Here is an 8,339-nt window from a genome sequence, read left to right as displayed (position 1 = left end):
AAGCCACATTATCGAACACATTTAAATCGGTGAATAACGCGCCCGACTGAAACAACATGCTCATTTTTTTACGAGCTTGATACAGCTTTTTGCGACTGAGCATCGGGATGTTTTGTTTGTCGAACCAAATCTCACCTTGTTCAGGAAACAGTTGTCCGCCAATAAGACGTAGCAAAGTGGTTTTACCAATACCCGATGGCCCCATAATGGCGGTAATTTTTCCTTGCGGAACGCTGAGACTCACGTCATCGAAAATCTTCCGTCCTGAACGGGAGAAGGTTAAATTCTTGATTGTGACAAGATCGTTGATTGGCATCATGAGTGTTTCACTATTGTTGTCCGCCCCAAAATGATGGGCAATCATAAGCATAACGTTCTAAAATTAAAAGCACTGTTCAATTACATCCTAAAGTAAAGCATCATCTTTCGCCAAAACAATCTTCCGGTCATTTATTGATGGATAGCTAACTAAACCATGAATTGAACGTAATTAATTGGATCTTCAGCTTCCCTTTTCGCAACCAACACGTCAAAATTAGCGGTTAATTGCATCATTTTTTCACTCATTTCATTAATTAGGTATCATCATGATCGAAGCGGTAGCGTTTCTCATTGTAGGTTTGGTGTTTTTAGTCTGGAGCGCTGACAAGTTAGTCTTTGGTTCTGCCGCGCTTGCTCGCAACTTCGGCATCTCGCCATTAGTGATCGGCATGACTATTTTAGCAATGGGATCATCAGCACCAGAGATGATGGTATCGGCAACGGCCGCTTTGGATGGGAAAACCGATACTGCCGTCGGTAACGTGCTCGGTTCTAACATCGCTAACATTGCTTTGATCTTGGGTATTACAGCACTCATCAAACCGCTTTCCGTCAGTTCTGCGGTACTCCGCCGTGAACTGCCGCTAATGATTGCGGTCACACTACTTGCTGGTGCGTTATTGTGGGATAACCACTTAGGATTCTATGAAGGAGTGTTGCTGTTTGCACTTTTCGCCGTGTTTATCATCGCGATGCTCCGCATTAGCCGTAACGAGCAAAAAAATGGTGACGCGCTGCTTACCGAGCAGGAATCTGAAATACCGCAGGGCGTGAGCAACGCAAAAGCGGCTATTTGGGTAGTGATTGGGCTTATCATTCTGCCGATTGCTGCCAGCGTGTTAGTCGATAACGCCGTCATTATCGCTAAGTTTTTTGGCATGAGCGACTTGGTAATTGGCCTGACAATCATCGCTGTTGGGACCAGCTTGCCAGAATTGGCCGCCTCACTCACAAGTGTGTTGAAAGGCGAAGATGATATGGCAGTGGGCAACATTATTGGCTCGAACGTATTCAATATTCTTGCCGTGATGGGCTTACCCGGCATTCTTAATCCATCGATACTCAGTGAGCATGCGATGGGACGCGATTTTTGGGTGATGCTTGGCGTATCTCTGCTACTGGTTGCCATGGCTTTAGGGAAATCGCGTAGTATTAACCGCATTGAGGGAGGCGTGCTCTTCCTCGCTTTTATCGGATACCAAGCTTATCTACTTATGAATATGACCGCTTAACCCAAACTCGGAGTATCGAATGTCGAATCAGTTTGATTATCGCAGTGTTGCACAGCAAGTTCTCGCCACCGAAATGGCGGCTTTACAGCAGCTAGAGCAATACTTTGACGACTCATTTTGCCAAGCGTGTGAAATGATCATTGCCAATGATCACGGCAAAGTTGTGGTGATGGGTATGGGTAAATCAGGCCATATCGGTAAAAAAATTGCCGCGACCTTAGCCAGTACTGGCACTTCGGCATTTTTCGTACATCCAGGAGAAGCGGCGCACGGTGATCTTGGTATGATCGAGCGTGGCGACATCGTAATTGCTATTTCAAACTCTGGCGAATCCTCGGAAATTTTATCACTGTTTACTGTGCTAAAACGGCTCAATATTCGCATCATTAGCATGACAGGCAACCCGTCATCGAATATGGCAAAGTTGGCCGATCTTCATTTGCAAATCACAGTCCCACAAGAGGCATGCCCGCTTGGCCTTGCGCCAACCTCCAGCACCACCGCAACGCTAGTGATGGGCGATGCGTTAGCCGTCGCACTCTTGCAAGCACGCGGCTTTACCGCTGAAGATTTTGCGCTGTCTCATCCCGGTGGGGCTTTAGGTCGAAAATTGTTGCTCAAGCTCTCTGATATCATGCACATTGGCGATGCACTACCAACAGTGCAACCAAACGCATTGATCCGCGATGCCTTACTTGAGATCAGCCAAAAAGGCTTGGGGATGACCGCGGTAGTAGACAGTAACATGCAGCTTATTGGCATCTTTACTGATGGCGATTTACGCCGCATCTTAGACAAACGAATCGATATTCACAGCGCGGCAATCAGCGAGGTGATGACGCAAAACCCAACGGTAGCAAACCCTAACATGCTCGCGGTCGAAGGGTTAAACCTAATGCAAGATAAACGAATCAATGGCTTGATGCTGTGCGAAAATGGCACATTGGTCGGTGCATTAAACATGCACGATTTGCTCAAAGCAGGAGTGATGTGATGACCATGATTGATACACTCTACGGCCCGGTCTCACCGCCTATTCTCGATATAGCCAAGCAGATAAAACTGCTGATCTGCGATGTGGATGGCGTCTTCTCTGATGGCTTAGTTTATATGGGCAATCAAGGCGAAGAGCTAAAAACCTTCCACACTCGAGATGGCTACGGCATAAAATCATTGATGAATGCTGGCATTGAAGTGGCGATCATTACAGGTAGGCAGTCAAAAATTGTCGAAAACCGTATGGCCGTATTAGGCATTACACTGGTTTATCAAGGTCAGGATGACAAGGTCAAAGCCTATAACGACATTTGTCGCCAGCTCAATATTGCCCCAGAACACACAGGGTATATCGGTGATGACTTGATTGATTGGCCGGTAATGGAAAAAGTCGCGCTGAAAGTCTGTGTCGCGGATGGTCACCCGCTATTAGTTAAACGCGCAAACTACGTGACCCATATAAAAGGTGGGCATGGCGCTGTACGCGAAGTGTGTGATTTGATTTTGCAAGCTCGCGGTGAGTTAGATGTGCACAAAGGCTTAAGTGTATGAGTTTATCTCGTGTCCTCTATGTGATACTGATTTTTATCGCATCGTGGTCAGCCTATTACTTGTTCGATAAAGAACAAAATACCGATATACAAGTTGCTCCGAACTTGGAGTTACCGTCGTTTAGTGGAAAAAATCTCGACAACACCACCTATAACGAGCAAGGTATCCGCAGCTACATCATTCAATCGACGCATCTGGATCATTACGCAAAAAGTGGCGACACCATTTTCGAGTACCCGATACTCAAAGTCTTCCGTGATGGTATTTTGCAAGAGTGGGAGATTACCGCTAAACGCGGCGTACTCGATGAAGAGCAAGTACTCACACTGTATGACGACGTACTGGCAAAAAACCTATTAGCAGATTCTGGTTTTGATACGCTTTCAACCATTAAGATGAGCATTCAACTCAATAATCGCGATTTTTGGGCCGATAATCAGGTCGATTTGGTTGGGCCACAATTCGAAACACAAGGACAAGCGATGAAAGGCAACTTTGCCGACAATACCGCTATTCTTTATAACCATGTACAAGGTAGATATGAAACTCTCACACCTTAGTCTTATTGCTTGTTTAGCGATTTCTGGTCACGCATTGGCATTGTCCACCGATAATGCCCAACCAGTTTACATCGATTCTGACAGCCAACAGCTCGACATGAAAAGCAACAAAGTGACTTTCCTTGGTGATGTCAAACTAAAACAAGGCAGTATCAGTATCAACGCCGACAAAGTGATTGTAACTCGTGATGCGAAAGATGGCTCCATTCAAGAAATTGAAGGATATGGCAACCTCGCCACTTTTTCGCAATTAACCGACGATGGCAAAACCTTGTATGGTGAGGCGAAAGAGCTCTATTACAAATTGGCCGATGATCAGTTGACGATGATCGATCAAGCCATGTTGTCACAAGATGATAGCATCATCCGTGGTACGAAAATTCGCTACAAAATTTCGTCACAGAAGCTGATGGCTGATGGTAACTCTAACGAGCGAGTATCGACCGTGCTTCAACCGCAAGCCACTACGACACAAGAATAATTATGGCCATACTTAAAGCAGAACATTTAGCGAAAAGCTATAAAAAACGCAAAGTCGTCTCTGACGTCAGCTTGCAAGTAGAATCGGGGCAGATTGTTGGCTTACTCGGCCCTAACGGCGCAGGAAAAACCACATCGTTTTACATGATCGTCGGCCTTGTCGCTCGTGATGAAGGTAAGATCAGCATTGATGATCACGACATCAGCATTTTACCTATGCACAGTCGCTCACGCTTAGGGATCGGCTACTTACCTCAAGAAGCGTCTATTTTTCGAAAATTATCGGTCGAAGATAACATCATGGCGGTACTTGAAACCCGTGAATCGATGACCCGTGAAGAGCGCCAAGATAAACTCGAAGATCTACTAGAAGAATTTCACATTCAACATATCCGCCATAGTGCGGGAATGGCGCTATCGGGTGGTGAACGTCGCCGAGTTGAAATTGCCCGCGCTCTTGCCGCAAACCCACAATTTATTTTGCTTGATGAACCCTTTGCAGGGGTCGACCCCATTTCCGTTATCGACATTAAAAAGATCATCCAACACCTGCGAGATCGTGGCTTAGGCGTTTTAATCACAGACCACAACGTTCGAGAAACATTGGACGTCTGTGAAAAAGCCTATATTGTAAGCCAGGGTCGTTTGATCGCAGAAGGTACACCACATGACGTGCTCAATAATGAAGAGGTAAAACAAGTTTATCTCGGTGAACAATTCCGTCTATGATTAAGTAGAGAGTGACATCAATTCTAAAAATAATAAGGTAACTGGCACTGAATGAAACCCTCATTACAACTGAAGCTCGGCCAACAATTAGCGATGACACCGCAGTTACAACAAGCCATTCGTTTGTTGCAACTCTCCACATTGGAACTCCAGCAAGAGATCCAAGAGGCTCTAGAGTCTAATCCATTATTGGATGTTGAAGAGGCCTATGAAGAGAATGCCACCGCTGATGTTCATAGCATCAATGAGGAGAAAGAAGCCAGTGCTGAGGTGTTAGATATTGAGCCACAAGACAGCTCTGACTTAATTGAAAAATCCGAAATCAGCAGCGAGCTTGAGATCGACACCACATGGGATGATGTCTACAGCGCGAACACAGGCAGCACAGGGATCGCCCTTGATGATGACATGCCCGTGTACCAAGGTGAAACAACGCAAACCCTGCAAGATTATCTACTGTGGCAATTAGATCTCACACCGTTTAGCGACACCGACCGCAGCATTGCTCTTGCCTTGATTGACGCCATCGATGACTACGGTTATCTCACCGTTTCTTTGGATGATATTTTAGAAAGCTTTGCCGATGAAAATATTGAGCTTGATGAAATTGAAGCCGTTCGTAAACGTGTTCAGCAGTTTGATCCCCTCGGTGTGGCTTCAGTCAACCTTCAAGACTGCCTGCTTTTACAATTAGCGACCTACCCTGCCAGTACCCCTTGGTTAGAAGAAGCTAAACAGCTGCTGATCCAACATATTGATCTGCTCGGCAATCGTGACTACAAGTTGATCATCAAAGAAACCAAGTTAAAAGAAGAAGATCTGCGAGAGGTATTGCAGCTCATTCAACAACTTGACCCAAGACCGGGAAATAATATTTCAACCGAGCACGCCGAATACGTTGTGCCCGACGTGTCTGTTTACAAAGATCACGGCAAATGGGTGGTAACAATAAACCCAGATAGCGTACCAAAACTTAAGATAAATCAACAATATGCAGCATTAGGCAAAGGTAACAGTGCCGATAGCAACTACATTCGCAGCAATTTGCAAGAAGCAAAATGGCTTATTAAGAGTTTAGAAAGTAGAAACGAGACACTGCTCAAAGTTGCCAAGTGTATTGTTGAACATCAACGTGATTTCTTTGAGTATGGTGAAGAGGCGATGAAGCCAATGGTACTCAATGACGTTGCTTTAGCGGTAGAAATGCATGAATCCACCATATCAAGGGTGACAACGCAGAAGTACATGCATACTCCGCGTGGTATTTTCGAATTGAAATACTTCTTCTCCAGCCATGTCAGTACCGACAGCGGGGGAGAGTGTTCATCGACTGCAATACGAGCACTGATTAAAAAACTGGTGGCCGCTGAAAATACAGCCAAACCATTAAGTGACAGTAAAATTGCAGATCTACTGGCTGACCAAGGGATTCAGGTAGCTAGACGGACGATAGCTAAATACCGTGAATCGTTGGGCATTGCTCCATCGAGTCAGCGCAAACGCCTACTGTAAGGCACAAAACAGAGAAGGAAAGTCTATGCAAATCAACATTAATGCCCATCACATTGATCTGACCGATTCAATGCAAGACTATGTAAACTCGAAGTTTCAAAAACTTGAGCGATTTTTTGACCATATCAATAACGTACAGGTTGTTTTACGTGTTGAAAAAGTACAACAGATCGCTGAAGCTACGCTCCACATAAATCAAGGTGATATCCACGCCGTGGCCGACAATGAAAATATGTATGCTGCCATTGACAGTTTAGTGGATAAACTCGTAAGACAACTCAACAAGCATAAAGAAAAGCTAAGTAGTCATTAATCATGCAATTAAGCGAAGTACTCTCATTGGACTGCACGAAAAGTGCGGTCCAATGCACCAGTAAAAAAAGAGCCCTAGAAATCATTAGCGAAATCGCTGCTGAGTATTCAGGTCAAAATTCCACCGAGCTGTTTGAATGCATGCTCAGCCGAGAAAAAATGGGCAGTACTGGTATTGGTAATGGCATCGCCATTCCTCATGCAAGAATGACCAACAGTGATCGTGCCATTGCCGTTTTGCTGCAGTGTGAAGAACCGATTGAGTTTGATGCCATTGATAATCGACCTGTCGATCTACTGTTTGCGTTGCTCGTTCCTGAAGAGCAGTGCAAAGAGCATTTAAAAACGCTCGCTTGTATGGCCGAGCGCCTCAATGACAAACAAGTTTTAAAACAGCTTCGAAGTGCACAAAGCGATCAAGAGCTGTACGACATCATGACTAACCAATAACCACCGAGCCGAAACTATGCGTTTAATCGTTGTGAGTGGTCAATCAGGCGCAGGGAAAAGCGTTGCTTTACGAGTACTGGAGGATCTCGGCTACTATTGTGTCGATAACCTTCCCGTCAACTTGTTGGATGCGTTTATTCAATCTGTCCAAGGCAGTAAACAAAATGTCGCGGTGAGTATTGATATCCGTAACTTGCCCCAGGAGCCTAGTTTGGTTGCGGATGTTTTAGAGCAGCTAAAACAGAATAACGACGTTAGTGTGCTGTTTCTCGATGCCAGTAAAGAGACACTACTCAAGCGCTACAGCGAAACGCGTCGTATCCATCCTCTCTCATTAAACGCCGATAAACCTTCGCTTGCGCAAGCGATTGAATTGGAAAAGTCGCTGCTTGCGCCGCTCAAAGAGCAAGCCGATTTAGTGCTCGATAGCAGTAATCAATCGTTGCATGAGTTAAGCGAAACCGTACGCATGCGAATTGAAGGACGTGAGCGCAAAGATCTGGTGATGGTGTTTCAGTCTTTTGGCTTCAAATATGGACTACCCAGTGATGCAGACTACGTGTTTGATGTCCGTTTTTTACCCAACCCACATTGGGAACCCGATCTTCGCCCATTAACTGGCCTGGATGCGCCAATTAAGTCGTTTCTTGAACGCCATAGTGAAGTAATTGAACTTAAACAACAAATTCAAAAGTTTGTTGAATACTGGCTGCCGATGCTCGAAAAAAACAACCGCAGTTATCTCACAATTGCGATTGGTTGCACCGGTGGTAAGCACCGCTCCGTTTACCTGACTCAACAGCTTGGCGAGTACTTTGCTCAATTGGGTCACCAAGTACAGATACGCCATACATCATTAGAAAAACAGCAATAGGAGCGATGGTATGCCACTATTAAGTAAAACGGTTTTAATCCAAAATCGCTTGGGCCTTCATGCTCGTGCAGCCGTTAAGCTGGTTGAACTGTCGCAATCTTTTGATGCGGTGGTCACCATTCAAAGTGAAGAAGGAAAAGAAGCCACTGCAGACAGTGTAATGGGTTTATTGATGCTCGAATCCGCACAAGGTCAATACATCACCATCAATGCTGAAGGCTCACAAGCAGAGCCTGCTTTGCAAGCGGTTAGTTCGCTGATTGAACATAAATTCGATGAAGACGAGTAAGCACAAGGCTTACACTCCACTCTCCCACAGAC

General features: G+C 45.2%; 12 protein-coding genes. 11 read left to right on the top strand and 1 reads right to left on the bottom strand.

Annotation, left to right across the window (positions count from 1 at the left end; translation table 11 throughout):
- Positions 1–316: ATP-binding cassette domain-containing protein (locus B9J87_RS02025; protein ID WP_141201525.1), on the bottom strand; the 316-nt coding region annotated here is incomplete at its 3' end.
- Between the two features lie 271 nt (positions 317–587).
- Here B9J87_RS02025 and B9J87_RS02020 point away from each other — a divergent pair.
- From B9J87_RS02020 to B9J87_RS01970, 11 genes are read left to right on the top strand one after another with little or no spacing between them, the layout of a single operon-like run.
- A complete protein-coding gene (locus tag B9J87_RS02020) occupies positions 588–1,553 on the top strand; it encodes a calcium/sodium antiporter (RefSeq protein ID WP_017046459.1) in 966 nt (321 codons plus the stop codon).
- 19 nt (positions 1,554–1,572) lie between these two features.
- Positions 1,573–2,547 carry an arabinose-5-phosphate isomerase KdsD gene (gene kdsD / locus B9J87_RS02015; protein WP_013855975.1) on the top strand — a complete coding sequence of 325 codons (975 nt, stop codon included), beginning with the start codon at positions 1,573–1,575 and terminating at the stop codon, positions 2,545–2,547.
- Positions 2,547–3,101: a 3-deoxy-manno-octulosonate-8-phosphatase KdsC gene (gene kdsC / locus B9J87_RS02010; protein ID WP_202599046.1), complete on the top strand. Its 555-nt coding sequence runs from the start codon at positions 2,547–2,549 to the stop codon at positions 3,099–3,101. The genes kdsD and kdsC overlap by 1 nt, the downstream gene beginning before the upstream one ends.
- Positions 3,098–3,661 carry an LPS export ABC transporter periplasmic protein LptC gene (lptC, locus tag B9J87_RS02005; protein ID WP_013855973.1) on the top strand — a complete coding sequence of 188 codons (564 nt, stop codon included), beginning with the start codon at positions 3,098–3,100 and terminating at the stop codon, positions 3,659–3,661. The genes kdsC and lptC overlap by 4 nt, the downstream gene beginning before the upstream one ends.
- Positions 3,642–4,142: a lipopolysaccharide transport periplasmic protein LptA gene (gene lptA, locus B9J87_RS02000; RefSeq protein ID WP_013855972.1), complete on the top strand. Its 501-nt coding sequence runs from the start codon at positions 3,642–3,644 to the stop codon at positions 4,140–4,142. Before lptC ends, lptA begins: the two co-directional genes overlap by 20 nt.
- 2 nt (positions 4,143–4,144) lie before the next feature.
- Positions 4,145–4,870, top strand: coding sequence for an LPS export ABC transporter ATP-binding protein (gene lptB / locus B9J87_RS01995; RefSeq protein WP_013855971.1), 726 nt, complete (start codon positions 4,145–4,147; stop codon positions 4,868–4,870).
- A 51-nt stretch (positions 4,871–4,921) separates the two neighbouring features.
- A complete protein-coding gene (locus tag B9J87_RS01990) occupies positions 4,922–6,382 on the top strand; it encodes an RNA polymerase factor sigma-54 (RefSeq protein WP_013855970.1) in 1,461 nt (486 codons plus the stop codon).
- A 25-nt stretch (positions 6,383–6,407) separates the two neighbouring features.
- Positions 6,408–6,695 (top strand): ribosome hibernation promoting factor, encoded by a 288-nt coding sequence (gene hpf, locus B9J87_RS01985; RefSeq protein WP_013855969.1) that lies wholly within the window; start codon positions 6,408–6,410, stop codon positions 6,693–6,695.
- A gap of 2 nt (positions 6,696–6,697) precedes the next feature.
- Positions 6,698–7,144: a PTS IIA-like nitrogen regulatory protein PtsN gene (gene ptsN / locus B9J87_RS01980; protein WP_013855968.1), complete on the top strand. Its 447-nt coding sequence runs from the start codon at positions 6,698–6,700 to the stop codon at positions 7,142–7,144.
- Between the two features lie 16 nt (positions 7,145–7,160).
- A complete protein-coding gene (rapZ, locus tag B9J87_RS01975; protein WP_010318814.1) occupies positions 7,161–8,018 on the top strand; it encodes an RNase adapter RapZ in 858 nt (285 codons plus the stop codon).
- Positions 8,019–8,028: 10 nt separating this feature from the next.
- Complete coding sequence (locus tag B9J87_RS01970) at positions 8,029–8,307, top strand: HPr family phosphocarrier protein (protein ID WP_013855967.1); 279 nt, start codon at positions 8,029–8,031, stop codon at positions 8,305–8,307.
- The last annotated feature ends 32 nt before the right edge of the window (positions 8,308–8,339 follow it).

It is taken from the genome of Vibrio sp. V19_P1S1T109, assembly GCF_002241375.1.
GTDB lineage: Bacteria > Pseudomonadota > Gammaproteobacteria > Enterobacterales > Vibrionaceae > Vibrio > Vibrio anguillarum.
Note: the sequence above shows the minus strand (reverse complement) of the source record. Positions and strands in the feature narration are given on the sequence as shown.

Excerpts from the sequence above, each read along its gene's own strand:
- ptsN (WP_013855968.1), top strand. The coding sequence starts at position 6,698 with ATGCAATTAAGCGAAGTACTCTCATTGGACTGCACGAAAAGTGCGGTC.
- lptB (WP_013855971.1), top strand. The coding sequence starts at position 4,145 with ATGGCCATACTTAAAGCAGAACATTTAGCGAAAAGCTATAAAAAACGC.
- rapZ (WP_010318814.1), top strand. The coding sequence starts at position 7,161 with ATGCGTTTAATCGTTGTGAGTGGTCAATCAGGCGCAGGGAAAAGCGTT.
- kdsC (WP_202599046.1), top strand. The coding sequence starts at position 2,547 with ATGACCATGATTGATACACTCTACGGCCCGGTCTCACCGCCTATTCTC.
- lptC (WP_013855973.1), top strand. The coding sequence starts at position 3,098 with ATGAGTTTATCTCGTGTCCTCTATGTGATACTGATTTTTATCGCATCG.
- lptA (WP_013855972.1), top strand. The coding sequence starts at position 3,642 with ATGAAACTCTCACACCTTAGTCTTATTGCTTGTTTAGCGATTTCTGGT.
- hpf (WP_013855969.1), top strand. The coding sequence starts at position 6,408 with ATGCAAATCAACATTAATGCCCATCACATTGATCTGACCGATTCAATG.
- B9J87_RS01970 (WP_013855967.1), top strand. The coding sequence starts at position 8,029 with ATGCCACTATTAAGTAAAACGGTTTTAATCCAAAATCGCTTGGGCCTT.
- B9J87_RS01990 (WP_013855970.1), top strand. The coding sequence starts at position 4,922 with ATGAAACCCTCATTACAACTGAAGCTCGGCCAACAATTAGCGATGACA.
- B9J87_RS02020 (WP_017046459.1), top strand. The coding sequence starts at position 588 with ATGATCGAAGCGGTAGCGTTTCTCATTGTAGGTTTGGTGTTTTTAGTC.
- kdsD (WP_013855975.1), top strand. The coding sequence starts at position 1,573 with ATGTCGAATCAGTTTGATTATCGCAGTGTTGCACAGCAAGTTCTCGCC.